This is a genomic window from Modestobacter sp. VKM Ac-2984, assembly GCF_026967985.1.
Lineage (GTDB): Bacteria > Actinomycetota > Actinomycetes > Mycobacteriales > Geodermatophilaceae > Modestobacter.
The window spans coordinates 690,635-713,584 of record NZ_JAPVBJ010000001.1 but is presented as its reverse complement, the minus strand read 5'-3'; the positions used below and the strand labels follow the sequence as shown (position 1 = coordinate 713,584).

The 22,950-nt window shown below is 74.5% G+C and carries 23 protein-coding genes and 1 tRNA gene; 14 read left to right on the top strand and 10 right to left on the bottom strand.

The genetic code is table 11. From position 1 onward, the window contains the following. Positions 1–78: 78 nt before the first annotated feature. Positions 79–327: a hypothetical protein gene (locus O2W16_RS03435; protein ID WP_269157386.1), complete on the top strand. Its 249-nt coding sequence runs from the start codon at positions 79–81 to the stop codon at positions 325–327. Between the two features lie 40 nt (positions 328–367). Then, positions 368–1,288 carry a DUF6910 family protein gene (locus O2W16_RS03430; RefSeq protein ID WP_269157385.1) on the top strand — a complete coding sequence of 307 codons (921 nt, stop codon included), beginning with the start codon at positions 368–370 and terminating at the stop codon, positions 1,286–1,288. Positions 1,289–1,307: 19 nt separating this feature from the next. Here the strand turns inward: O2W16_RS03430 and O2W16_RS03425 are convergent, their stop codons facing one another. Next, positions 1,308–1,994 (bottom strand): hypothetical protein, encoded by a 687-nt coding sequence (locus tag O2W16_RS03425; protein ID WP_269157384.1) that lies wholly within the window; start codon positions 1,992–1,994, stop codon positions 1,308–1,310. 52 nt (positions 1,995–2,046) lie between these two features. Continuing rightward, positions 2,047–2,127 (bottom strand) — tRNA-Leu (locus O2W16_RS03420). 64 nt (positions 2,128–2,191) lie between these two features. Here O2W16_RS03420 and O2W16_RS03415 point away from each other — a divergent pair. Genes O2W16_RS03415 through O2W16_RS03390 form a run of 6 tightly spaced genes read left to right on the top strand, consistent with a single transcriptional unit; the run spans position 2,192 to position 6,144 of the window. Next, positions 2,192–2,497, top strand: a complete 306-nt coding sequence (locus O2W16_RS03415; protein ID WP_269157383.1) for a DUF3618 domain-containing protein — start codon at positions 2,192–2,194, stop codon at positions 2,495–2,497. A gap of 39 nt (positions 2,498–2,536) precedes the next feature. Next, positions 2,537–3,034: a DUF427 domain-containing protein gene (locus O2W16_RS03410; RefSeq protein WP_269157382.1), complete on the top strand. Its 498-nt coding sequence runs from the start codon at positions 2,537–2,539 to the stop codon at positions 3,032–3,034. Further along, entirely contained in the window at positions 3,031–3,294 is a 264-nt protein-coding gene (locus tag O2W16_RS03405; RefSeq protein WP_269157381.1) for a hypothetical protein, read from the top strand. The genes O2W16_RS03410 and O2W16_RS03405 overlap by 4 nt, the downstream gene beginning before the upstream one ends. A gap of 43 nt (positions 3,295–3,337) precedes the next feature. Then, entirely contained in the window at positions 3,338–3,631 is a 294-nt protein-coding gene (locus O2W16_RS03400; protein ID WP_269157380.1) for a metal-sensitive transcriptional regulator, read from the top strand. A gap of 39 nt (positions 3,632–3,670) precedes the next feature. After that, positions 3,671–3,877 carry a heavy-metal-associated domain-containing protein gene (locus O2W16_RS03395; RefSeq protein ID WP_269157379.1) on the top strand — a complete coding sequence of 69 codons (207 nt, stop codon included), beginning with the start codon at positions 3,671–3,673 and terminating at the stop codon, positions 3,875–3,877. Continuing rightward, complete coding sequence (locus O2W16_RS03390) at positions 3,874–6,144, top strand: heavy metal translocating P-type ATPase (protein WP_269157378.1); 2,271 nt, start codon at positions 3,874–3,876, stop codon at positions 6,142–6,144. Before O2W16_RS03395 ends, O2W16_RS03390 begins: the two co-directional genes overlap by 4 nt. A 20-nt stretch (positions 6,145–6,164) precedes the next feature. On the opposite strand, the gene O2W16_RS03385 is transcribed toward O2W16_RS03390, so the two are convergent. Next, positions 6,165–6,785, bottom strand: coding sequence for a TetR/AcrR family transcriptional regulator (locus O2W16_RS03385; protein WP_269157377.1), 621 nt, complete (start codon positions 6,783–6,785; stop codon positions 6,165–6,167). 120 nt (positions 6,786–6,905) lie between these two features. Between O2W16_RS03385 and O2W16_RS03380 the strand changes: the two genes are divergently transcribed. Then, positions 6,906–7,985, top strand: a complete 1,080-nt coding sequence (locus O2W16_RS03380) for an EAL domain-containing protein (protein ID WP_269157376.1) — start codon at positions 6,906–6,908, stop codon at positions 7,983–7,985. Positions 7,986–8,031: 46 nt separating this feature from the next. On the opposite strand, the gene O2W16_RS03375 is transcribed toward O2W16_RS03380, so the two are convergent. Both O2W16_RS03375 and O2W16_RS03370 read right to left on the bottom strand, forming a co-directional pair. Then, the gene (locus O2W16_RS03375) at positions 8,032–8,631 is read right to left on the bottom strand and encodes a histidine phosphatase family protein (protein WP_269157375.1); all 600 of its coding nucleotides are present in this window, start codon (positions 8,629–8,631) and stop codon (positions 8,032–8,034) included. After that, positions 8,624–9,907 (bottom strand): MFS transporter, encoded by a 1,284-nt coding sequence (locus tag O2W16_RS03370; RefSeq protein WP_269157374.1) that lies wholly within the window; start codon positions 9,905–9,907, stop codon positions 8,624–8,626. Before O2W16_RS03370 ends, O2W16_RS03375 begins: the two co-directional genes overlap by 8 nt. A gap of 166 nt (positions 9,908–10,073) precedes the next feature. Between O2W16_RS03370 and O2W16_RS03365 the strand changes: the two genes are divergently transcribed. Together O2W16_RS03365 and O2W16_RS03360 are read left to right on the top strand one after the other, a co-directional pair. Continuing rightward, positions 10,074–10,928, top strand: coding sequence for an aldo/keto reductase (locus O2W16_RS03365; RefSeq protein ID WP_269157373.1), 855 nt, complete (start codon positions 10,074–10,076; stop codon positions 10,926–10,928). A 70-nt stretch (positions 10,929–10,998) separates the two neighbouring features. After that, positions 10,999–12,153, top strand: coding sequence for an acyl-CoA dehydrogenase family protein (locus tag O2W16_RS03360; protein ID WP_269157372.1), 1,155 nt, complete (start codon positions 10,999–11,001; stop codon positions 12,151–12,153). Between the two features lie 91 nt (positions 12,154–12,244). On the opposite strand, the gene O2W16_RS03355 is transcribed toward O2W16_RS03360, so the two are convergent. The 5 genes from O2W16_RS03355 to O2W16_RS03335 all read right to left on the bottom strand — a co-directional run bounded on the left by O2W16_RS03355 (position 12,245) and on the right by O2W16_RS03335 (position 16,749). Continuing rightward, a complete protein-coding gene (locus O2W16_RS03355; RefSeq protein ID WP_269157371.1) occupies positions 12,245–13,324 on the bottom strand; it encodes an NAD-dependent epimerase/dehydratase family protein in 1,080 nt (359 codons plus the stop codon). A 29-nt stretch (positions 13,325–13,353) separates the two neighbouring features. After that, complete coding sequence (locus O2W16_RS03350; protein ID WP_331253725.1) at positions 13,354–14,859, bottom strand: PP2C family protein-serine/threonine phosphatase; 1,506 nt, start codon at positions 14,857–14,859, stop codon at positions 13,354–13,356. A gap of 316 nt (positions 14,860–15,175) precedes the next feature. Then, entirely contained in the window at positions 15,176–16,054 is an 879-nt protein-coding gene (locus tag O2W16_RS03345; RefSeq protein ID WP_269157370.1) for an alpha/beta fold hydrolase, read from the bottom strand. A gap of 15 nt (positions 16,055–16,069) precedes the next feature. Continuing rightward, on the bottom strand, positions 16,070–16,513 hold the full coding sequence (locus tag O2W16_RS03340; protein WP_269157369.1) for a PPC domain-containing DNA-binding protein: 444 nt from the start codon (positions 16,511–16,513) through the stop codon (positions 16,070–16,072). Between the two features lie 5 nt (positions 16,514–16,518). Continuing rightward, positions 16,519–16,749 carry a hypothetical protein gene (locus O2W16_RS03335; RefSeq protein WP_269157368.1) on the bottom strand — a complete coding sequence of 77 codons (231 nt, stop codon included), beginning with the start codon at positions 16,747–16,749 and terminating at the stop codon, positions 16,519–16,521. Positions 16,750–16,928: 179 nt separating this feature from the next. Between O2W16_RS03335 and O2W16_RS03330 the strand changes: the two genes are divergently transcribed. From O2W16_RS03330 to O2W16_RS03320, 3 genes are read left to right on the top strand one after another with little or no spacing between them, the layout of a single operon-like run. Next, positions 16,929–18,716 (top strand): thiamine pyrophosphate-requiring protein, encoded by a 1,788-nt coding sequence (locus O2W16_RS03330; RefSeq protein ID WP_269157367.1) that lies wholly within the window; start codon positions 16,929–16,931, stop codon positions 18,714–18,716. 3 nt (positions 18,717–18,719) lie between these two features. Then, positions 18,720–21,809 (top strand): FAD-binding and (Fe-S)-binding domain-containing protein, encoded by a 3,090-nt coding sequence (locus O2W16_RS03325; RefSeq protein WP_269157366.1) that lies wholly within the window; start codon positions 18,720–18,722, stop codon positions 21,807–21,809. Continuing rightward, positions 21,809–22,939 carry an enolase C-terminal domain-like protein gene (locus tag O2W16_RS03320; protein ID WP_269157365.1) on the top strand — a complete coding sequence of 377 codons (1,131 nt, stop codon included), beginning with the start codon at positions 21,809–21,811 and terminating at the stop codon, positions 22,937–22,939. The genes O2W16_RS03325 and O2W16_RS03320 overlap by 1 nt, the downstream gene beginning before the upstream one ends. Positions 22,940–22,950 lie beyond the last annotated feature (11 nt).

The following is a 22,950-nucleotide window of genomic DNA, read 5'->3' as shown; positions in this document are numbered from 1 at the left end:
CGGCGCTCCTGGCGGGTGGCGCCGCTACCGTCGGGCTCCAGCGGCCGCAGCGGGCGACCGGGGACGGGGGAGTGGCCGATGGCTGACCTGGAGCAGCTGCGTCGGTTCGGGCTGGTGCTGGAGATGGCCGAGGCGGCCGGAGACGGCGACTGGCGGGCCTGGACCAAGGTGCTGGGCGGCCTGGACGAGGACACCCGCGCTGACGTCGTCCGGCAGTCGTCGCTGGTGATCGCGATGCTCTGCGAGCGGGAGGCCGAGCGGCGGGGGATCACCCGCGACCAGTTCCTGGCCCAGTTCCGGGCCGAGGCGATGGACTCCCTCGGCTGATCGGAGGGTGCCGGACCGTCCCGGCGGGCACGATGGCGGGATGCGGATCACGGTGGAGGACGTCCGGACGCTGACCTTCGACGACGGCACGCTGGTGACGGCCGCGTCCGCGATCGCGCCGCTGGGCGACGGCTGGCTGGTGGCCCCGGACGACTCGACGATCGCCGCGTGGGTGCGGCCGGGCGGCGTCACGCCGGTGCGCGTGCTGCCGTCGGTCGAGGGGCTGGACCGCTTCAGCGAGCCGGCGGGGACCAAGCACCTCAAGCCGGACCTGGAGGTGGCCTGCCCGGCCGAGGTGGACGGCGAGCCGGCCGTCCTGCTGCTCGGGTCGGGGTCGACGCCGCGGCGGATGCGCGGGGTGCTCGTCCGGCTGGAGGGCGGCGAGCCGGTCGTGCAGGCCGGCGAGCTGGGCCCGCTCTACGCCCGGGTGGCGCAGCTGCTGGAGGTCCCGGCCGACCAGCTGAACCTGGAAGGGGGCAGCCGGCACGGGGACACCGTCCGCTGGTTCCACCGGGGCAACCTCACCGCCGGGGCGGGGCCGGCCAGCGTCGACCTCCCGCTGGCCGACCTGGTCGCCGCCGTGCTGGGCCGGACCGGCGCCGACGCGGTGCCGCTCTCCTGGCCCCGGTCCTACGACCTCGGCCGGGTGGCCGGGGTGGGGCTGGCGGTCACCGATGCGGTCTCGCTGCCCGACGGGCGGGTGCTGCTGTCCGCAGCCGCCGAGGACACCCCGAACGCGGTCGACGACGGGCCGGTGGTCGCCGCCGCCCTCGCGCTGGTCGACGGCGGGACCGTGCTCGACATCGCGGCGGTGCCCGAGGTCGACGGCCGCGTGCACAAGGTGGAGGGGCTGGCGCTGCGGGGGGTCGAGGACGCCCGGGTGTACCTGCTGGGCGTCGTGGACGACGACGACCCGACGGCGCCGTCGGTGCAGCTGGAGCTGCTGGTCGAGTTCACCTGATCGCGCTGCCCGGTGGCGGTCAGGGCGGCGTGACGGCCTGCTCGGCTCCCGCCTCGCGGCGTCCCTCGAGGAAGTAGGCGCCCAGCGCGCCGGCCAGCGTGGCGAACACCGCGACCGAGTAGACGGCCAGGGCCACCTCGAGGAAGCGGGCGAGACCGTGGTCGGTGTCGAGCACCTGCCCGGTGATCGTCGCCAGCGCGGCGTCGTGCAGGGCCGGTCCGTAGGTGTCGTAGGCCCCCACCACGTAGAGCAGCTGGCTGCTGGCCAGGACGACGACGCCGGTCACCGCGGTGAGCCAGCCGATCCGGTTGGTGAGCAGCCGGCCGGCCGACCGGGAGCCGCGGACGGCGGCGGACAGCACGCCGCCGATGCGGGCGGTCCGCAGCAGGGTGAGGGCGCGGGCGAACCGGAGGAACGGCAGCGCCAGGAAGATCAGCTGCCACCAGTTGCGCAGCCAGAAGCGCCGCTGGCTGGGCGCCCGGACCGCACGGAAGACGAACTCGGCCACGAAGACCGCCCAGCAGATCCAGCCCAGGACGGTCAGCGTCGTGACCAGCCAGGGCTCCCGGGCCAGTGCCTGGCCCAGGACGATGAGCACGAACACCAGGCCCAGCGCGCCCATCGGCCGGTCGAGCCGGGTGGCCAGCCCCTCGGTCTCGACCGCCGGGTCGGGAGGGGGTCTGCGGGTCGTGCCCTCGTCGCGCATGGGACAAGCCCTACCCGCCGGCATCCGGCGGCCGCACGTCGGTGTCCGCCCGTGCGGGAGGCGGGAGTCGAACCCGCACGCCCGAAGGCACCAGATCCTAAGTCTGGCGTGGCTGCCGTTACACCACTCCCGCGTTGGAGGGAGTGTAGGAGGCTCCCGTTCGGCCGCGGCCGGACCGATCTGGCAGGCTGTCGCCCGTGCCGAGGACCCCTGAGCAGATCCAGCAGGAGATCGACGCCGCCCGCGAGTCGCTGGGGGCCACCCTGGACGACCTGGCGTTCCGCACGAACCCGCAGCGCCTGGCCGACCAGGGCAAGGCGAAGGTGCAGGAGTTCCTGCAGAGCCCGCCCGGGATCGCGCTCGTCAGCGTGGTCGGCCTGACGGTCACCTTCGTGGTGACCCGGAAGGTCGTCCGCCGCGTCCGGGGCACCGACCGCCGCCGGGTCGAGCCCGTGGTCACCTACCGCCGGGAGCCCGTGGTCACCTACCGCAGGGTGCGCTGACCCGACCGGCCTCCGCCGGTGAGGCGCACACTCGACGGCGTGTACCCGCCGCCGCGTGACCCCGTCGGACCCGGCCAGGAGTCGGTCTGGAGCTACCCGCGCCCGCCGTCGGCCGAGGTGACCGGACGACGCATCGAGCTGACCCTGGGCGGGCGGGTCGTCGCCCGTACCGACCGCGCCGTCCGGGTCTGCGAGACCAGCCACCCGCCGGTCTTCTACGTGCCGCGCGAGGACGTCGAGGCCGAGGTGCTGGAGCGGGGCGCCGGCTCGTCGTGGTGCGAGTTCAAGGGCATGGCCACCTACTGGGACGCCGTGGTCGACGGGGTGCGGCACCCGTCGATCGCCTGGTCCTACGAGCAGCCCACCGCCGGCTACGAGCAGCTGTGCGGCGCGCTGGCCTTCTACCCGAGCCGGCTGGACGGCGCGACGGTCGACGGTGAGCCGGTGCGGGCGCAGTCCGGCGACTTCTACGGCGGCTGGATCACCGACGAGGTGGTCGGCCCGTTCAAGGGGGAACCCGGCACGCGCGGCTGGTGAGCTGGAGCCGTCTCGCCACGCTGGCCGCGACCATCCGCGTCAGCGGGGAGCGGGCGGCGGAGGTCGGCGTCGTCCTGGAGTCGAGTCGGGACGTGCGGTACTGCGCGGACGGCGACGCCCGGCCGGCCGCCGACCACGTCGCCCTGGAGAACACCGCGTACTCCCACCCGGAGCTGGTCACCGTGGGCAGGTGGACCCGGAGCGGGGTGACCGGCAGCTGTCCGGACGAGCGCGACCGGGTCTGCCTGCCCCTCGGCTGACCCGGGCTTGTCACCCCTACCCCCTAGGGGTATCTTTGCGGTCGTGACGGGCTACGACGGCAACAAGGACCAGCTGCTCGCGCGACTCAAGCGCGTGGAGGGCCAGGTCCGCGGCATCGCGCGGATGGTCGAGGACGACACGTACTGCATCGACGTCCTCACCCAGGTCTCCGCCGCGACCAAGGCGCTGCAGGCGGTCGCCATCGGCCTGCTCGACGACCACCTGGCGCACTGCGTGCGGGAGGCCGTCGCCAGCAGCGCCGAGGACGACGGCGCCGCCGCCGACGCCAAGATCGCCGAGGCTTCCGCGGCCATCGCCCGGCTCGTCCGTTCCTGACCCAGCCACCCTGACCCAGCCACCGAGGAGAGAATCACCGTGCAGACCCTGGACTTCACCGTCACCGGCATGACCTGCCAGCACTGCGTCGCCTCCGTGACCGAGGAGGTCACCGAGCTCTCCGGCGTGCAGGAGGTCGACGTCGACCTGGCCACCGGCCGGCTGCACGTCGTCGGTGACGTGACCGCCGACCAGGTGCAGGCCGCCGTGGCCGAAGCGGGCGACTACACCGCCCAGCCGGCATGAGCGCCGGGCCCCAGGCGGAGCGGTCGGCAGCCGGGGGCCCGGCCGCCGAGGACGAGGTCCGCCTCGACATCACCGGCATGACCTGCGCGAGCTGCGCGAACCGGATCGAGCGCAAGCTCAACAAGCTCGACGGCGTCGAGGCCAGCGTCAACTACGCCACCGAGGCCGCCACCGTCCGGTTCGACCCGACGCGGGTCGACCCCGACCAGCTGGTGGCCACGGTGGCAGCCGCCGGCTACTCCGCCGCGCTGCCGGCCCCGCCGGTCACCGAGGACGACGCCGGGGCACCGGACGAGGCGGCCCGGACGCCGGAGGCCGCGCTGCGGCAGCGGCTGCTGGTCAGCGCCGCGCTCACCCTGCCGGTCCTGGTGCTGTCGATGGTCCCGGCGCTGCAGTTCGACAACTGGCAGTGGCTGGCGCTCACCCTGGCCAGCCCGGTCGCGGTCTGGGGTGCCTGGCCGTTCCACCGTGCCGCGGTGGTCAACGCCCGGCACGGCGCCAGCACGATGGACACCCTGGTCTCGATCGGGATCAGTGCCGCTTATCTCTGGTCGCTGTGGGCGCTCTTCCTCGGCGACGCGGGGATGCCGGGCATGCGGATGGAGTTCACGCTCCTCCCCGAACGCGGCGCCGGCACGCACGAGATCTACCTGGAGGTGGCCGCGGCGGTCACCGTCTTCCTGCTCGCCGGCCGCTGGGCCGAGGCGCGCGCCAAGCGCCGGTCCGGTGCCGCGCTGACCGCGCTGCTCGAGCTGGGGGCCAAGGACGCCGCGGTGCTGCGGGACGGGCGCGAGGTGCGGGTGCCGATCGGCCAGCTCGCCGTCGGCGACCGGTTCGTCGTCCGGCCGGGGGAGAAGGTCGCCACCGACGGCGTCGTCGTCAGCGGCAGCTCCGCGGTCGACCTGTCCATGCTGACCGGGGAGAGCGTGCCGGTCGAGGTCGCCGCCGGCGACCGGGTCACCGGTGCGACGGTCAACGTCGGCGGCCGGCTGGTCGTCGAGGCGACCCGGGTGGGCACCGACACGACGCTGGCCCAGCTCGGCCGGCTGGTCACCCAGGCGCAGAGCGGCAAGGCGCCGGTGCAGCGGCTGGCCGACCGGGTCTCGGCGGTCTTCGTCCCCGTCGTCCTGCTCATCGCGGTGGCCACGCTGGTCACCTGGCTGGTCGTGACCGGCGACGTGACGGCGGCCTTCACCGCCGCGGTCGCCGTGCTCGTGATCGCCTGCCCGTGCGCCCTGGGCCTGGCCACGCCCACCGCGCTGCTGGTCGGCACCGGTCGCGGCGCCCAGCTCGGCGTGCTGATCAAGGGCCCGGAGGTGCTGGAGAGCACCCGCCGGGTGGACACCGTGCTGCTGGACAAGACCGGCACCGTCACCACCGGCCAGATGAGCCTGGTGGACGTGGCCGGGCACCCGGAGACGCTGCGGCTGGCGGCCGCGGTGGAGGCCGGGTCCGAGCACCCGATCGCCCGGGCGATCGTCGCCGGCGCCGGGGAGCTCCCCGAGGTCGAGGGCTTCGCCAGCGAGCAGGGGATCGGCGTGCGGGGCCGGGTCGAGGGCCGGGACGTCGTCGTCGGGCGGACCTCGGCGATGCCGGCCCCGGTGCCGGCCGAGCTGGCGCGGGTCGTCGAGCGCGCCGAGCAAGCCGGGCAGACCGCCGTCCTGGTCGCCGTGGACGGCGCGGTCGCCGGGGTCTGCGTGGTCGCCGACACCGTCAAGCCCACCAGTGCGGCGGCGATCGTGCGGTTGCGGGAGCTGGGCCTGGCGCCGGTGCTGCTGACCGGTGACAACGCCGGCGCCGCCGCAGCGGTGGCCCGCTCGGTCGGGCTGGACCCCGACCGCGGCGAGGTCATCGCCGGGGTGCTGCCCGCGGGCAAGGTCGACGTCGTCCGGCAGCTGCAGGCGCAGGGCCGGGTGGTGGCGATGGTCGGGGACGGCGTGAACGACGCCCCCGCGCTGGCCCAGGCCGACCTCGGGCTGGCGATGGGCTCGGGCACCGACGTCGCGATCGAGGCCAGCGACCTGACCCTGGTGCGCGCCGACCTGGACGCCGCGGTCGACGCCGTCCGGCTCTCCCGGCGGACCCTTGCGGTGATCAAGGGCAACCTGTTCTGGGCGTTCGCCTACAACGTGGCGCTGGTGCCGCTGGCCGCCCTGGGGTTCCTCAACCCGCTGCTGGCCGGGCTCGCGATGGCGGCGTCCTCGGTGCTGGTGGTCACCAACAGCCTGCGGCTGCGCGCCTTCCGGTCCAGCGCGCCGGCGGCCTGAGGCCGCCGGCGCAGGCCGGCTCAGGCCGCGCGGCGGGCCTGGACCAGCGGCAGGACGACGTCGGTGAGCACCTCGTCGGCGAACTCGACCGGGACCGGCCCCCCGCCGAAGAGCCAGCGCTGCAGGATCGGCGAGCTCGCCGTCGAGGCCACCGCGGTGCCCAGCGCGGCCGGGTGCACCTCGCCGCGGGCCTCGGCCCGCTCCCACACCTGACGGAAGGACGAGCTCCAGACCTCCATCGGGCCCTGGTGGAAGGCCTCGCGGAGCTCAGGCTCGTGCGGCAGGGCCGACAGCAGCGACAGCGTGGCCGCGCCGAGCGGGCCGTTGACCGCATCGACCAGCCAGCGCAGCAGCAGCCGGAGGTCACCCTCCAGCGAGCCGGTGTCGGGCGGTTCGATCGACTTCTCGCTCAGGTCGGCCACCGCGTCGGCCACCAGCTCGGACTTGGTGCGCCACCGCCGGTAGATCGTGGCCTTGCCGACGCCGGCGGCCGAGGCGACGGCGTCCATGGTCAGCGCCCCGTAGCCGGACTCCGCCAGCACCTGGAGGATCGCTGCCCGGATGGCCCCGTCACGGGAGGGATCGCGGGGCCGGCCGCCGCGACCGGAGGGTGCACCATCGGCGGGAGTAAGGGGAGGCACACCTGGGACAGTAACCGAGTTGATCTTCGATGGCCTGTGACGTCGGGCAACCCGGACCCGGTGGCGCCCCGGTCCGCGCGCCTGCGTGTTCACGGGGTCACCGTCGGTCATCCTGCAGCGGTGAACGGGCCTGCCGACGTCGTCCGTCCCTCCTGGGAGACCCCCCAACGCGCTCGCCGGCTGTTGCTGGCCAGCACGCTCAGCCACGTGCTGCCCAGCATCTCCCGGATCGCCGGGGCGATGGGGCTGCGGATCGGCACTGCCCCCGGTCTCCTGGACATCGTCGACGACGAGGGCGGCCGACGGGTCGACCGGCTGTTCCAGCGGCTGGCCCGGGAGCTCACCGCCGCGGAGACCGAGGCCGTCCGGGTGACCACCGACCCGCCGAGCGACGGGGTCGCCCTGGCCACCCGGCTGCTCATCGCACCCACGCTCGCCGTCGAGCTGGCCCGCCGCGGGGTGACCGTGGAGATGGCGCTGCTCACCGACGCCGAGCTGTGGCCGGTCTACCAGCCGATCATGTCCCTCACGACCGGCGGGATGGTCGGCCACGAGGCGCTGCTGCGCGGCCGGGTCGACGGGCGCGAGGTGGGCGGCGGCGACCTGTTCTTCCTCGCCGAGCGGGCCGGCTGGCTGCGCCGGCTGGACCGGGTGGCCCGCGAGGCCGCGATCCGCGGCGCGGCCGGCTGGCTGGGCAGCGCCGACCTCTACGTGAACTCCGACCCGGCGGCTGTCCACCGGCCCTCGGTCTGCCTGGCCAGCACCGAGCGGGCGGTGCACGACAGCGGCATCGACCCGCGGCAGCTGGTCTTCGAGGTGGTCGCCTCGCACGCGGTGATCGACCACGAGCACCTGCTCTCGGTGCTGGAACACCACCGTTCGCTGGGCTGGCGGGTCGCGCTGGACGACGTCGGCGTCGGCTGGTCGAGCCTCGCCCTGGTCAGCGTGGTCCGCCCCGACGTCGTCAAGCTCAGCAAGACCCTGGTGTCCCGGCTGCACGAACCCGGCGCGCACGCCATCGCCCGGGCCCTCACCGAGCTGACCCACCTGCAGGGCGGCGTGGTGGTGGCCGAGGGGATCGAGTCCGAGCGGATCGCCGACCAGGCGCGCGCGGTGGGGGCCGACCTCGGCCAGGGCTGGCTGTTCGGCCGGCCCGTGCGCCCGGAGCCCGAGGCCGAGCCGGAGCTCGCCTTCGCCTGACGGAGGACCTCGCCCCCGGCCGCGAGCTCGCGGCCGGGGGTCTCCGTCAGGGGCAGCCGGCGTTCCAGCTGGTCAGTGCGGGCCACTCGTGGTCGAACCCGAGCGTGCCGTACCGGCCGGTGGCGAGCGGCAGCAGCGCGCCCCGCTCCGGGCCGAAGCCGATCCAGCGGGCGGCGAGGACCCGCAGCACGTGGCCGTGCGCCACCAGTGCGACGTCGCCGTCGGCCAGCAGCGGGCGGGCCTTCTCCAGCACCCGGTCGACCCGCTCGGCCACCTGCGCCAGCGTCTCGCCCGGGGAGTCGCCGGGGACCGTGCCGTCGTGCCACAGCGACCAGGACCGGCCGACCCGCTCGCTGATCTCCGGCGTCGTCAGCCCCTCCCAGCCGCCGTAGTCCACCTCGACGAGGTCGGGCTCCAGCCGGGCGTCGATGCCGTCCTCGAACAGCCCGGCGAGCTCGGCGGTGTGCCGGGCCCGGATCAGGGGGCTGACGAAGGCGTGCGTGATCTCCCGCTGCTCGAGCACCGAGCGCAGCCGCCGGCCGTCGTCCTCGCCGTTCGGCAACAGCGGCAGGTCGGTCAGGCCGGTGTGCTGCCCGCTCGCGCTCCACTCGGTCTGTCCGTGCCGGACGACCACCAGCTCACCCACGGTGTTCCTTTCCCGCGGGGACCGGTGCCGGCCCCGCCTCGGTTGCGTTCTCGGTCCGGCCCCCGGCGGATGCCGTGCCGGCCACTGCCATGACGATCACGGAGCCCAGGATGACCAGCAGCGGTGCGCTCCAGCCACCGCTCGCCTCGTGCACGCTGCCGATCACCAGGGGACCGGTCGCGGCCACGACGTAACCGCCACCCTGCACCATCGCCGAGAGGCGGCGGTTCTCGGTCAGGTCCCGGGACCGGCGCACGATCGCGATGAAGACGATCGTGATGCCACCACCCTGGGCGATCCCGGCCAGCGAGCACCACAGGGCCCACAGCGACGGGGCGGTCAGCAGCCCCAGCGGCAGCGCCGCCCAGACGACGGTGACCGCCAGCAGCACCAGCGACGGGCGCTTCCACCAGGCCACCAGCGCCGGCACGGAGAAGGCGCCGACGACGGCGAACACCTGGAACAGCGCGGAGCTGGCGCCGGCCGCCGCCCGGGACATCCCGTTCACGTCGGCCAGCAGGGTGGGCAACCAGGCGGTCGCCCCGTAGTAGCTGAACGCCTGGCCGGCGAACGCCAGCGTCAGGCCCCAGGCCGCCGGCTGCCGCCAGACCGAGCGGCCGGGCGCGACCGGTGCCGGCGGGGGCGGTGCGGTGCCCGCCGCCTCGGCCGCGGCGGTGCGGGCGACCTGCTGCCGCAGTGCGGCGGTCCAGACGGTGGCGGCGACGACGACCAGGAGCCCCCAGGCGGCCAGGGCCAGCTGCCAGCCGACCAGGTCGGCGAGGGGGGCGGTGAGCGCGGAGGTGAGCGTGGAACCGACGTTCAGGGCGGCGGTGTAGGCGGCGGTCACCACGTTGGTGGCACCGGGGAAGTCGCGGCCGATGACGACCGGGACGACGACGTTGCCGACGGTGATCGCCAGGCCGATGACGACGGTGCCCGCGATCGCGGCCGTGGGGCTGCCCAGCGAGCGCAGCAGCGTGCCCGCGAGCACCCCGGCCATCGAGACGACGACCGCGCGGTGGACCCCGGTGCGGGCGATGAGCAGCGAGGCCAGCGGGGCGGCCAGCCCGAAGCAGAGCACCGGGATGCTGGTCAGCAGCCCGATCGTGCCGGTGGAGACCTGCAGGTCGGCCCGCATGGCGTCGACCACGGGGGCGATCGCCACCAGCGGCCCGCGCAGGTTCAGCGCGACCAGCACGACCGCGGCCAGCAGGAGGAACGGCAGAGCCGTCGTCCCGGCCCGCCCTCTCGGCTGCGCCAGGCCACCTCGTTGCACCGGTCCACCTTCCTCCAGTCGAGGGCGCGGGTCGACGGCGGGGGACGAGGGGTGGTGCCGGTCACAGTCGGCCCAGGTGGGAAGGGTCGGCGAACGGAACACCTTGTGCACAACAGGACCCGCCGGCACGGCCGCGGGCACCAGGACCCGATGCGCAGGAGGACCCATGACCACCGCCACCACCCCGCTGACCTTCGACCTCGGTGGGGACCTGACCGTCCACCGCCTGGGCTACGGCGCCATGCAGCTCACCGGCCCCGGCGTCTGGGACGAGCCGGCCGACCGCCCGGGCGCGATCAAGGTCGTGCAGGCCGCGATCGAGGCGGGGGTCGACTTCATCGACACCGCCGACTCCTACGGTCCCCAGGTCAGCGAGCAGATCATCGCCGAGGCGGCGTTCCCCTACCCCGACGGCCTGGTCATCGGCACGAAGGCCGGCCTGACCCGGACCGGCCCCGGCGTGTGGCCGATCTGCGGGCGCCCGGAGTACCTCACCCAGCAGGTCGAGCTGTCGCTGCGCAACCTGAAGGTGGACCGGATCGACCTGATCCAGCTGCACCGGATCGACCCGCAGGTGCCGCTCGCCGACCAGCTCGGCGCCTTCGCCGACCTCAAGGAGCAGGGCAAGGTGCGCCACATCGGCGTCTCCGAGGTCTCCGTCGAGGAGCTGAAGGCCGCCCGCGCGATCACCGAGATCGTCAGCGTGCAGAACCTCTACAACCTGACCAACCGGCAGTCCCAGGACGTGCTGGACTACGCCGAGGCCGAGGGCATCGCCTTCATCCCGTGGTTCCCCATCGCCACCGGTGACCTGGCCAAGCCCGACAGCCCGGTCGCGGCCGTGGCGAAGGAGCTCGACGCCACCCCGTCGCAGGTCGCGCTGGCCTGGCTGCTGCAGAAGTCCCCGGTGCTCCTGCCCATCCCGGGCACCAAGTCGATCGACCACCTGACCGAGAACCTCGGCGCCGCGCAGCTCACGCTCTCCGCCGACGAGATGGCCCGGCTCGACGAGCTCGCGTAGTCGTCCGCCCGACGACGGTGTGCTGGACCCCCGGTCGCGATCCCTGCGGCCGGGGGTTCAGCATGTCGGCATGGACACCGATGTCTTCCGCCAGGTCAAGGACGCCGTCCGGCAGCTGGTCCGGGAGGTGGTCGTCCCCCGCGAGGAGGAGATCGACCTCGACGACCGGATTCCCGACGAGCTGCGCAGCGCGGCCGCGGAGATGGGGCTCTTCGGCTATGCACTGCCCGAGGAGCACGGCGGCCTCGGCGTCACCATGACCGAGGACGTCCAGCTGGCCTTCGAGTTCGGCTACACCACACCGGCGTTCCGGTCGCTGTTCGGCACGAACAACGGCATCGCCGGGCAGGTGATCGCCAAGTTCGGCAACGAGGAGCAGCAGAAGACGTACCTGCCGCGGCTGGCGGCGGGAGAGCTGATCGGCTCCTTCGCGCTCACCGAGGCCGAGGCCGGCTCCGACCCGGCCGGCCTGCGCACCACCGCCCGCCGGGACGGCGACGGGTGGGTGATCAGCGGCGGGAAGCGCTACATCACCAATGCGCCGATCGCCGACCTCTTCGTCGTCTTCGCCCGGACCGACCCGGCCGAGCGCGGTGGCCGGGGCATCTCCACCTTCGTGGTGGACGCCACCGCCCCTGGGGTCACGGTCGGGCCCAAGGACAAGAAGATGGGCCAGTCCGGCGCCTGGACCGCCGAGGTGTTCTTCGACGACGCGCGGGTCGACGCCGGGGCGCTGATCGGCGAGGAGGGCCGCGGCTACGCCAAGGCGCTGACCGTGCTGGCCCGCGGGCGGCTGCACATCGCCGCGCTGTGCGTCGGGATGGCGCAGCGGGTGCTGGACGAGTCGGTCGCCTACGCCGCCACCGCGAAGCAGGGCGGGGCGCCGATCGGCCGGTTCCAGCTGGTGCAGGCGATGCTCGCCGACATGCACACCGAGCTGCTGGCCGCCCGCAGCATGGTGGTCGACGTGGCCGCCCGGTACGACTCGGGGGAGGACACCTCGGTCGGCCCCTCGGCCGCGAAGCTGTTCTGCAGCGAGATGGTCGGCCGGGCCACCGACCGCGCGGTGCAGGTGCACGGCGGCCTGGGCTACCTGCGGTCGACGCCGGTCGAGCGCTTCTACCGGGACGCCCGGCTGTACCGGCTGTACGAGGGCACCAGCGAGGTGCAGAAGGTGATCATCGGCGGCGCGCTGCTCCGCGCCGCCGGCATGCCGAGGGGCTGAGCACCGCCGCTCTCGCGCATCTCCCGCTGCTCCACCCGTGGTGCAACGGCCCGGGAGTGCCTGGAACTGCGCGAGAGCTGCCGGAGGTGGTTCAGGCGGGGGTGTGCTCGGGGCCGGTGCCGGCGTGCAACAGCGGGCCGGTGTGGCCCTCGCCCTTGCTCAGCGCGGCCACGAACTCGCGCAGCAGGTCGCCGCCGCGGTGCCGGGCGACCCACTCCAGGTGGGTGCGGGCGCGGGTGGTGTCCAGCGGCGGCACCCCCAGCCCGAGGTCGAGCCAGCCGGGCTCGATCTGCAGCAGGTGCGCGAGGAACGCCGCCTGCATGCCGGTGCGCAGCACCGGGGCGGGCACCGGCACCCGCCGCACGCCCAGGGCCCCGGCCAGCCCGTCGGCGTCGAAGTTGGGCGGGGCGGAGAGGTTGAACGCCCCGGGCGCCGAGCGGTCGAGGATCCGGGCGATCGCGTCGGCGACGTCGTCGGCGTGCACGAACCCGAGGTGCAGAGAGCTCGGCAACGGCAGGGGCAGCAGCTTGGCCACCGCCCCGGGCAGGGCCCGCGCGGCCGGGAAGAAGACAGGGCCGAGGAAGTACCGGCCGATCTCACTCGCCGCATCGGGCTGCAGCACCAGCGTCGGGCGGGTCACCGAGACGGTGGTGTCGGGGTGCGCGGCGTCGAACTCCCGCACGAACTGCTCGCACTGCACCTTCTGCCGGCTGTACTGCGAGCTGGGGACGCCCGTGGTGGGCCAGTCCTCGCGCACCGGGTGGGTCTGCGGGCCGGCGGCGTAGGTGCCGATCGAGGACATGTGCACCACGTGCCGGACGCCCGCGGCGCCGGCGGCGGCGAGCACCCGGCGGGTGCCCTCGATGTTCACCGCGTGCAGCACGTCGGGCTCCCGGTCGGGGATCAGCGCCCAGGCCAGGTGGACGACGGCGTCGACGCCGTCGAGGAACTCGGCCAGCACCGGCTCGCTGTCCGCGGAGCCCAGGTCGGCGCGGTACCACCGCACCCCGGCGTAGGGCTCCTCCTCGGGTGGACGGCGGCGGGCCAGCCCGCGCACCTCGGCCACCCCGGTGTCGGCGAGGGCGCGCAGCACCGCCGTCCCCACGTTGCCGCTCGCGCCGGTGATCGCCACGGTCATGCCCGGGAGGAGTCCGCTGTTCAGCTCAGCCATGTCCCGGCGCTACCCGCACCACCCCGTCGTCACCCGTCGATCCCGGTCCCCGGCAGGTCGGGGCCCTCGGGACGGACCCGGACCGCGACCAGGGCGACGTCGTCGGCGGCGCTCGCGGGCACCAGCCGGGCGAGCAGCGTGTCGCACAGCTCTGCCACCGGCGCCCGCCCGAGGTCGGTGAGGGCCGCCTGCAGGTCGGCCAGCCCCGCGTCCAGGTCTGCTCCGCGCCGCTCGATGAGGCCGTCGGTGTACAGCAGCAGCGTGGCGTGGTCGGGCAACGGCGCCTCGTGGCCGGTGCGCACGGTGTCGGGGGAGACCCCCAGCATCAGGTCGGGCCGGCGGTCCAGCAGGGTGCTCGTGCCGTCGGGGGCCAGCAGCAGTGGCGGCGGGTGGCCGGCGCTGGTCCAGCGCAGGAGGCGCGTCGCGGAGCCCGGCAGGCCGGGGCGCCGCTCGATCCGGGCCAGCAGTGCGGTGGCGAGCGTGCTCACGCCCAGGCCGAGGGCGGTCCGCTCGGCCCGGCGCAGGACGGCCGGGAGGTCGTCGGCGTCGTCGTAGGCCAGGGCGCGCATCAGTCCGCGCCACTGGCCCATCGCCGCGGCCGCCCGGCTGTCGTGCCCGACGACGTCACCGATCACCAGGACCGTCGCTCCGTCGGGCTGCCGGAACGCGTCGTACCAGTCGCCGCCGACCTGGGCGCCGCGGGCGGCCGGCTGGTAGCGGACGACGACGTGCAGGTGATCGGGCTCGGGTGGCGGGGTCAGCAGCGCCTGCTGGAGCCGATCGGACAGCGCCCGTTCCTGGGCGGCCTGCTCCTCGAGCCGGTGCAGCTCCGCGGCCTGCTCGGCGGCGGCCAGTCGGTCGGTCAGGTCGCGGAAGGAGACCACGACACCGGTGACGGCGCCGTCCTCGATCGTGGGGACGGCGACCAGCTCGACCGGGACCGGGGTGCCGTCGCGGCGCCAGAAGACCTCGTCGTCGGCGACGACCCGGGCGCCGGTCCGCAGCGCCCGCCAGGTGGGGCACTCCTCGAGCGGGTAGGGGGAGCCGTCGCGGCGGTGGCCGTGGATCAGGGCGTGCTGGTCACCGCCCAGCTGCTCCTCGCGGCTGTGGCCGGTGATCCGGACGGCTGCGGGGTTGACGAACTCGACCCGGCCGTCGGTGTCGAGCCCGTAGATGCCGTCCGCGGTGTTGGCCAGCACCTTCTCCGAGAGCTCCAGCGCCCGGGACAGCTGTGCCTCGACCGCGCGGAGGGCGGCGAGGTCGGCGGCGCGGGTCACGTCCGCCCGGCGCAGGGCGTCGACCTCGGCCTGCGCGACGGTGGCCTGGGCAGTGGCGTGGTCGGCCGCCAGCCGGTCGGTGACGTCCGTGCCGTTGGGCAGGAGGTAGGCCACCCCGGTGGCCTGGTCCTGGACCAGCTGCAGGGTCAGGTCCAGGGTGCCCTCGCTGCCGTCGGCCCGGAACCAGGAGGTCTGGGCGCGCACCGGTGCGCCACCGGCGGCCACCTCGGCGCACCAGGCGCGGACCCGGTCCTGCACCGCAGCGCTGCCGCGCCACCAGCCGGTGGCCCAGAACGGCCGGCCGACCTCCTGGGCCGGCAGCAGGCCACTGCCCTCGAAGGCCTGCCGGTTGGCGGCGAGCAGGGTGCCGTCGGTACGGCAGATCGCGAGCAGTGTCAGGGTCGTGTCGTCGAGGGCGTGGAACCAGGCCGGCGCCCCGCCGACGGCGACCGCACCGTCGGCCGGTGGGCTGGGCTGGGGGATGTCGATGACGGCTCCTGGGGGTCGGGTGCGTCGGTCGGAGGCTGGGGAGGAGCATGCCCAACGCCACCGACGAGGGTGCAGATCGTCCGGGTCAGCCGCGCGGTGGCCCGGCCGTGCGCACGTGCGCGGTGATCAGCTCCGCGGTCCGCTCGGTGGCCAGCTCGGGGATCCAGTGGCCGGTCTCCTCGAGCACCTCCAGGGCGTACGCGGCGGTGACGAACGCAGCGGTCGCCTCGGTCGCGGCCCGGCCCAGGTAGGGGTCCTGGGCGCCCCAGACGTGCAGGGTGGGCACGCTCACCGGGCCCACCGGTGCACCGCCGGAGAGCGGCAGCGCGCGGTACCAGTTCAACGCCGCGGTGAGCGCCCCCGGCCGGCGCATCCGGTCCACGTAGCGGTCGACCAGGTCGGCCGGCAGCCCGCCCTGGCCCAGCGTCCGGCGCAGCAGCGCGCCCTGGCCGGCCAGCAGCGCGGCCTCCGGGACGGCGGGCAGCTGGAAGAACCCGACGTAGGCCGATCGGACCGCCTGGTCGCTGTGCCCCAGCGCCTGGGTCATCGCCGCGGGGTGCGGCACCGACAGGGCGGTCAGCGTGCGCACCCGCCACGGGTGCCAGGCCGCCAGCGCCCACGCCGCGATCCCGCCCCAGTCGTGGCCGACGACGTGCGCGCTGGGGAGGCCGGCGGCGTCCAGCAGCGCCAGCACGTCGTCGACGACCGCCCGCAGCCGGTAGGCCGACCGCCCCGTGGGCCGGGCGCCGGGGGAGTAGCCGCGCTGGTCGGGGGCGAGCGTGCGCAGCCCGGCCTGGTGCAGGGCCGGGCTCAGCCGGTCGAACGCGCCGGCGTCCTGCGGGAAGCCGTGCAGCAGGACGACGGGCTCGCCGTCCGCCGGCCCGGAGTCGCGGACGTCGAAGACGAGGTCGCCGTGGCGGAAGGTGTCCATGCCCGGCTCACTGCCCGCTCTGCCCGGGCTCACGCGCCGAACAGCTCCTCAGGAGGCGTCCAGGTCGATCAGCGCCAGGCCGGAGGCGGGGTCGTGTCGGCGCCGCAGGTGGCTCGCGCCGGTGGTGACCACCAGCTCGAGGGTCGGGCGGGTCACCGCACGGAGCAGGTGCCCGCCCACGGTGGACCCGTCCCGCCGGCCGCACACCACGTGCGCGTGCACCTGCCAGCCGCCCTCGCCGTCCCGGGTGATGTCGCCGGCCAGGGTCAGCACCTCCACCTGGTCGGGCACCGGGATCTCGGCGTACTCCTGCTCGTCCAGGTCGTAGTACCCGACCGTCGCCGAGGAGAAGGCGCCGATGCCGGTGAAGGAGCTGCCCGGCAGGTCGTTCTGCTCGGCCCAGCCGGTGAGCCCGCCCACGACCTCGTCGTCGGTGTCGAAGACGACGGCGTGCTGTCGGGGCGGGCCGTCGGTGAGCAGCTTCGTCCGCATCCGGGTCAGCTGCCCAGGCGGGCCTTGAGCATGGCCTTGCCCTGCTCGCCGCCCTTGCGGCTCTCGTTCTGCGCCTTGCGGAAGAACTCCGCCAGCTCGGAGTCGCCGGCGCGTTCGGCGTCCTGGACGTAGGTCTCCAGGCGCAGCGCGTTGTCCAGACTGGCCTGGGTGAACCAGAGCAGGTTGTAGTCCTTGTCAGCGGTGCCGGTGACGTTGCCGGTCTCGTGGGTGCTCATGGCGTGGTCCTCCGTTCCGTCGGTGATGTGGACCACTTCTCCGTACCCCTTCGAACCCGCTCAAACATCCGGACGGGGGCCCTGCACAGCCGGCCCGATTCCGGGCGGGTCGTCGTTTTCGGTCCCGGGTCACGGGTAGGCGGGCGGAGGACGTGCTTCCGATCAGAGGGGATTCCCCGATGAGCCAGACAGTCGCGGACGTGTTGCTGGAACGACTGCACGAGTGGGACGTCGACAAGGTCTTCGCCTACCCGGGGGACGGGATCAACGGGATCCTGGCGTCGTTCGGGAAGCAGGACCACCTGCAGTTCGTGCAGTCCCGGCACGAGGAGATGTCCGCCTTCGAGGCGGTCGGGTACGCCAAGTTCACCGGTCGCGTCGGGGTCTGCATGGCCACCTCCGGCCCGGGAGCCATCCACCTGCTCAACGGCCTCTACGACGCCAAGCTCGACCACGTGCCGGTCGTCGCGATCGTCGGGCAGACCGACCGCAGCGCGATGGGCGGCTCCTACCAGCAGGAGGTCGACCTCCTGTCGCTGTTCAAGGACGTCGCCCACCACTACGTGCACGTGGTCAACGTCCCCGAGCAGCTGCCCAACGTCCTGGACCGGGCCATGCGGACAGCCGCGGCCGAGCACGCGCCGACGGCGATCATCATCCCGGCGGACGTGCAGGAGCTGGAGTACAGCCCGCCGACGCACGAGCACAAGATGGTGCCCTCGAGCGGCGGGCACACCTCCACGCCGAGGGTGACCCCCGACGACCCCTCCATCCGCGCCGCCGCCGACCTGCTCAACGCCGGGGGCAAGGTGGCGATGCTGGTCGGGCAGGGCGCCCGGGGTGCTCGCGACGAGGTGGTCGAGGTCGCCGACCTGCTCGGCGCCGGTGTGGCCAAGGCGCTGCTGGGCAAGGACGTGCTCCCCGACGACCTGCCGTTCGTCACCGGGTCGATCGGGCTGCTGGGCACGCGCCCGACCTGGGACATGATGAAGGACTGCGACACCCTGCTGACCGTGGGCTCGAACCTGCCGTACAGCGAGTTCTTCCCCGAGTACGACCAGGCCCGCGGCGTGCAGATCGACCACGACGCGAAGTTCATCGGGATGCGCTACCCCTACGAGCTCAACCTCGTCGGCGACGCGGCGGCCACGCTGCGCGCGCTGATCCCGCTGCTGCAGCGCAAGCAGGACCGGTCCTGGCGGGAGGGCATCGAGGACGGCGTCCGGCGGTGGTGGGAGACCATCCACATGCGGGCGATGACCGACGCCGACCCGGTCAACCCGATGCGGCTGTTCTGGGAGCTGAACGACCGGTTGCCCGGCAACGCGATCCTCACCGCGGACTCCGGGTCGGCGGCGAACTGGTACGCCCGGCACGTGCGGTTCGGCCCGGACAACCGCGGTTCGCTCTCGGGCACCCTGGCCACCATGGGGCCGGCCGTGCCCTACGGCATCGGCGCCAAGTTCGGTCACCCCGACCGGCCGGTCATCGCCTTCGCCGGTGACGGCGCGATGCAGATGAACGGCCTGGCCGAGCTGATCACGATCTCCCGCTACTGGCAGGAGTGGACCGACCCGCGGCTGGTCGTGGCCGTGCTGCACAACAACGACCTGAACCAGGTGACCTGGGAGATGCGGGCCATGGGCGGGGAGCCGAAGCTGGCCGAGTCCCAGACGCTCCCGGACGTCTCCTACGCGGCCTTCGCCGCCGGGCTGGGGTTCGAGGCCATCACGGTCGACGACCCCGACCAGATCGGGCCCGCCTGGGACCGCGCGCTGGCCGCCGGGAAGCCGGCCGTCATCGACGTGCTGTGTGACGGGGACGTCCCGCCGATCCCGCCGCACGCGACGCTCGAGCAGATGACCGAGACCGCCAAGTCGTTGTTCAAGGGCGACGAGAACGCCTGGGGAGTGGTCAAGCAGGGCGCCAAGACCAAGATCCAGGAGTTCCTGCCGCACCGGAGCTGAGCCGTGGCCACCACCGACCTCCCCGATCCGCGCACCGTGTGGCCGAGCCCGGCCGGCCGGCAGGACGTCGACGTGGCGGCGCTCGAGGCCGAGCTGTCCCGCCGGGTCGACGGCGAGGTGCGGTTCGACGCCGGTACCCGGGGCGCGTACTCCACCGACGCGTCCAACTACCGCATCCCGCCGCTGGGTGTGGTCGAACCCCGCACGGTGGAGGACGCCGTCGAGGCGGCGGCGGTCTGCCGCGAGCACCGGGTCCCGCTGCTGTCCCGCGGCGGCGGGACCAGCCTGGCCGGGCAGACCACGAACGCCGCCGTCGTCCTGGACTGGACCCGGCACTGCAACCGGCTGGAGTCGGTGGACGTCGACAGCCGGACGTGCGTCGTGGAGCCGGGCATGGTGCTGGACCACCTCGACGACCGGCTGGCGGAGCACGGGCTGACCTGGGGGCCGCAGCCGGCCACCCACTGGACGTGCACGGTCGGCGGGATGCTCGGGAACAACGCGTGCGGCTCGTCGGCGCAGGTCTACGGCAAGGCCGTGGACAAGGTGTCCCGGCTGGAGGTGCTCCTCGCCGACGGCACCCGGATGTGGGTGGGCCCCACGTCGGACGAGGAGTACGCCCGCGTCATCGAGGCCGGCGGGCGCCCGGCCGAGGTGTACCGCGGCCTCCGCGAGCTGCGGGACGCACACCTGGCCCAGATCCGGACCGGGTACCCGCAGATCCCGCGGCGGGTGTCGGGCTACAACCTGGACTCACTGCTGCCGGAGAACGGCTTCGACCTGGCCCGGGCGCTGGTCGGCAGCGAGGGAACGCTGGTGACCGTCCTGCGCGCCGAGCTCCAGCTCTCCGAGCTGCCCCGGCACCGGCGGCTGGCCGTGCTGGGCTACCCGGACGTGGTGACCGCCGGCCGGGAGGTGACCCGGGTGCTGCCCTGGCGACCGCACCGGCTGGAGGGCGTCGACGACGTCCTGCGCCGCAACCAGGACGAGGAGGGGATGAACCCGCGGGCGCTGGAGAAGCTGCCGGAGGGGGACGGCTGGCTGCTCGTCGAGCTCGCCGACGACGACCCCGACGAGCTCGCCCGTCGGATGGACGGGCTGGTCGCCGACGTCTGCGCGGCGTCGGAGCCGCCGTCGGTCCTGGTGCTGGACGACCCCGCGGCGCAGGCCGACCTCTGGGCCTTCCGGGAGGCCGGGCTCGGTGCCACGGCGCACCCGCCGAGCGGGCGCGACACCTGGCCCGGCTGGGAGGACTCCGCGGTGGCGCCGGAGGACCTGGGGCCCTACCTGGAGGAGCTGCGGGACCTGCTGGACCGGCACGGGCTGACCCCCGCGTCCACGTACGGGCACTTCGGGCACGGCTGCGTGCACCTGCGCATCCCGTTCGAGCTCGGTTCCCCCGGCGGCGCCGCGGACTACCGGGCCTTCCTGGAGGAGGCCGCGGACCTGGTCACCCGGTACGGCGGCTCGCTGTCCGGCGAGCACGGCGACGGGCAGGTCCGGGGTGAGCTGCTCGGCCGGATGTTCCCCCCGGAGCTGATCGGCGCCTTCGAGCAGATGAAGCAGCTCTTCGACCCGGAGAACCGGATGAACCCGGGCAAGGTGGTGGTCCCGCGACCGCTGGACGCGGACCTGCGGCTCACCCCCGCCTTCCCCGCCTGGGAGCCGGAGGTGACCTTCGGCTACCCCGAGGACGGCGGCTCCTTCGCGCAGGCGGCGGCCCGCTGCGTCGGTGTCGGCAAGTGCCGGGCCTCGCTGGGCGAGGGCGCCGAGGGTGCGGTGATGTGCCCGAGCTACCAGGTGACCGGCGACGAGGTGCACTCCACCCGGGGACGGGCCCGGCTGCTGTTCGAGATGCTCCGCGGCGACGTCATCCGGGACCGGTGGCGCTCCACCGCCGTCCGGGACGCCCTGGACCTCTGCCTGGCCTGCAAGGGCTGCAAGAGCGACTGCCCGGTCGACGTCGACATGGCGACCTACAAGGCGGAGTTCCTGTCCCACCACTACGCCGGCCGGGTCCGCCCACGTACCCACTACTCGCTGGGCTGGCTGCCGCTCGTCGCCCGCGTCGCGGCGCTGGCCCCCGGGGTCGTCAACATCGCGACCCAGACGCCGGGGCTGCGCCGGCTCGCGCAGGCCGCCGGCGGGCTCACCCACGAGCGGGAGCTGCCGCTGTTCGCGCACGAGCGGTTCACCCACTGGTACCGGGAGCGCGGACCGCGCGGGGACGGCCGGCGCGGTGAGGTGCTGCTGTGGCCGGACACCTTCACCGAGTTCTTCCACCCGGCCATCGGCCGGGCGGCGGTCACGGTGCTGGAGGACGCCGGCTTCCGGGTGCGGTTGCCCGAGCAGGAGCTCTGCTGCGGCCTCACCTGGATCTCCACCGGCCAGCTGGGCGTGGCCGCCCGGGTGCTGCGGCGCACGGCGCAGGCGCTCGGCCCCGCAGTGCGGGACGGGGTGCCGGTGGTCGGGCTGGAGCCCAGCTGCACCGCGGTGTTCCGGGCCGACGCCCCCGAGCTCCTCCCGGACGACGACGACGTGCGCCGGCTCGCCGAGAGCACCCGGACCCTCGCCGAGCTGCTCGCCGAGCGGGCCCCGGACTGGTCCCCGCCGGCGGCCGAGCGGGCGGCGATGGTGCAGACCCACTGCCACCAGCACTCGATCATGGGGTTCGACGCCGACCGCGAGCTGCTGGCCAAGGCCGGGTTCGACGCCGACGTGCTGGACTCCGGCTGCTGCGGGCTCGCCGGGAACTTCGGGTTCGAGCAGGGTCACCACGAGGTCTCGATGGCGTGCGGGGAGCAGGTGCTGCTGCCGGCCGTGCGGGAGGGCGACCCCCGGGCGGTGGTGCTGGCGGACGGCTTCAGCTGCCGCACCCAGATCGAGCAGGGCGACACCGGGCGGCGCGCGGTGCACTCCGCGGAGGCGCTGGCCGGCCTGGTCGAGGGGGCGCGACTGGGCGAGCACCCCGAGCAGGTGCTGGCCGACCGGCCGCAGCCGCCCGGCCGGGTCGCCCAGGGCGCGGTGCTGGCCGCCGCGGCCGGCCTGGGGCTGGCCGCGGCAGCCGGCGGACTGCGCCGGGGGCGTGGCTGATGCTGGCGCGACCGGGGGAGCGCGGGACGCCGTCGGACCCGCGGGTCGATGGCCTGGAGGTCGCCGTCTACCGGCTGCCCACGGACCGCCCGGAGGCGGACGGGACGCTGAGCTGGGACGCCACCACCGCCGTCGTGGTGCGCGCCTCCGGCGGCGGCAGCACCGGGGTCGGCTGGACTTACGCCGACGCCTCGGCCGCTGCGGTGGTCCGCGGCCTGCTGGCCGAGGTGGTGTTGGGCTGCCCGGTGCTCGACCCGCCGGGCGCGGCCCTCGACATGGCGCGGACGGTCCGCAACGCAGGCGCGCCGGGCCTGGTGGCGATGGCGATCTCGGCGGTCGACGTCGCCCTGTGGGACCTGAAGGCCCGGTTGCTCGACGTCCCGCTCGCCGGTCTGCTGGGTGCGGTGCGCCCGGACGCCGCGGTCTACGCCAGCGGCGGCTTCACCAGCTACGACGACGCCGCCACCCGCGACCAGCTCGGCGGCTGGATGGCCCGCGGCCACGACCAGGTGAAGATCAAGATCGGGGAGTCGTGGGGGACAGCGGTGCCCCGGGACCTCGCCCGCACCCGGCTGGCCCGCGAGGTGCTGGGGGAGGACGTCGCCCTGCTCGTCGACGCCAACGGTGGCTACACCGCGAAGCAGGCGGTCCGCGTCGGTCGGGAGCTCGACGACCTCAGCGTCGTCTGGTTCGAGGAGCCGGTCTCCTCCGACGACCTGGCCGGGCTGCGGCTGGTCCGCGAGAGCCTCGACTGCGACGTGGCAGCCGGGGAGTACGGCGCCCGGCTGCCCGACTTCGCGGCGATGTGCGGTGCCGGCGCGGTCGACTGCCTGCAGGTGGACGCCAGCCGGTGCGGCGGCGTGACCGAGTGGCTCCGGGCCTGCGCGGTGGCCGCCGGGCACCAACTGGAGGTGTCGTCGCACTGCGTGCCCACCCTGCACGCGCACCTGGGACAGGCGACGCCGAACCTGCGGCACCTGGAGTGGTTCCACGACCACGAGCGGTTCGAGCGACGGCTCTTCGACGGCGTCGTCGAGCCGGTGCGCGGCCGCGCCCGGCCGCCGGGTGACGCGCCCGGGCTGGGGCTCTCGCTGCGCACCGAGGACATCGAGGACCTCCGCATCGGCTGACCGGTGCGGTC

Bases quoted from the DNA above. Each gene is read 5' to 3' on its own strand.
- O2W16_RS03435 (WP_269157386.1), top strand. From the start codon at position 79: ATGGCTGACCTGGAGCAGCTGCGTCGGTTCGGGCTGGTGCTGGAGATG.
- O2W16_RS03430 (WP_269157385.1), top strand. From the start codon at position 368: ATGCGGATCACGGTGGAGGACGTCCGGACGCTGACCTTCGACGACGGC.
- O2W16_RS03425 (WP_269157384.1), bottom strand. From the start codon at position 1,994: ATGCGCGACGAGGGCACGACCCGCAGACCCCCTCCCGACCCGGCGGTC.
- O2W16_RS03390 (WP_269157378.1), top strand. From the start codon at position 3,874: ATGAGCGCCGGGCCCCAGGCGGAGCGGTCGGCAGCCGGGGGCCCGGCC.
- O2W16_RS03365 (WP_269157373.1), top strand. From the start codon at position 10,074: ATGACCACCGCCACCACCCCGCTGACCTTCGACCTCGGTGGGGACCTG.
- O2W16_RS03360 (WP_269157372.1), top strand. From the start codon at position 10,999: ATGGACACCGATGTCTTCCGCCAGGTCAAGGACGCCGTCCGGCAGCTG.
- O2W16_RS03355 (WP_269157371.1), bottom strand. From the start codon at position 13,324: ATGGCTGAGCTGAACAGCGGACTCCTCCCGGGCATGACCGTGGCGATC.
- O2W16_RS03340 (WP_269157369.1), bottom strand. From the start codon at position 16,513: ATGCGGACGAAGCTGCTCACCGACGGCCCGCCCCGACAGCACGCCGTC.
- O2W16_RS03335 (WP_269157368.1), bottom strand. From the start codon at position 16,749: ATGAGCACCCACGAGACCGGCAACGTCACCGGCACCGCTGACAAGGAC.
- O2W16_RS03330 (WP_269157367.1), top strand. From the start codon at position 16,929: ATGAGCCAGACAGTCGCGGACGTGTTGCTGGAACGACTGCACGAGTGG.
- O2W16_RS03320 (WP_269157365.1), top strand. From the start codon at position 21,809: ATGCTGGCGCGACCGGGGGAGCGCGGGACGCCGTCGGACCCGCGGGTC.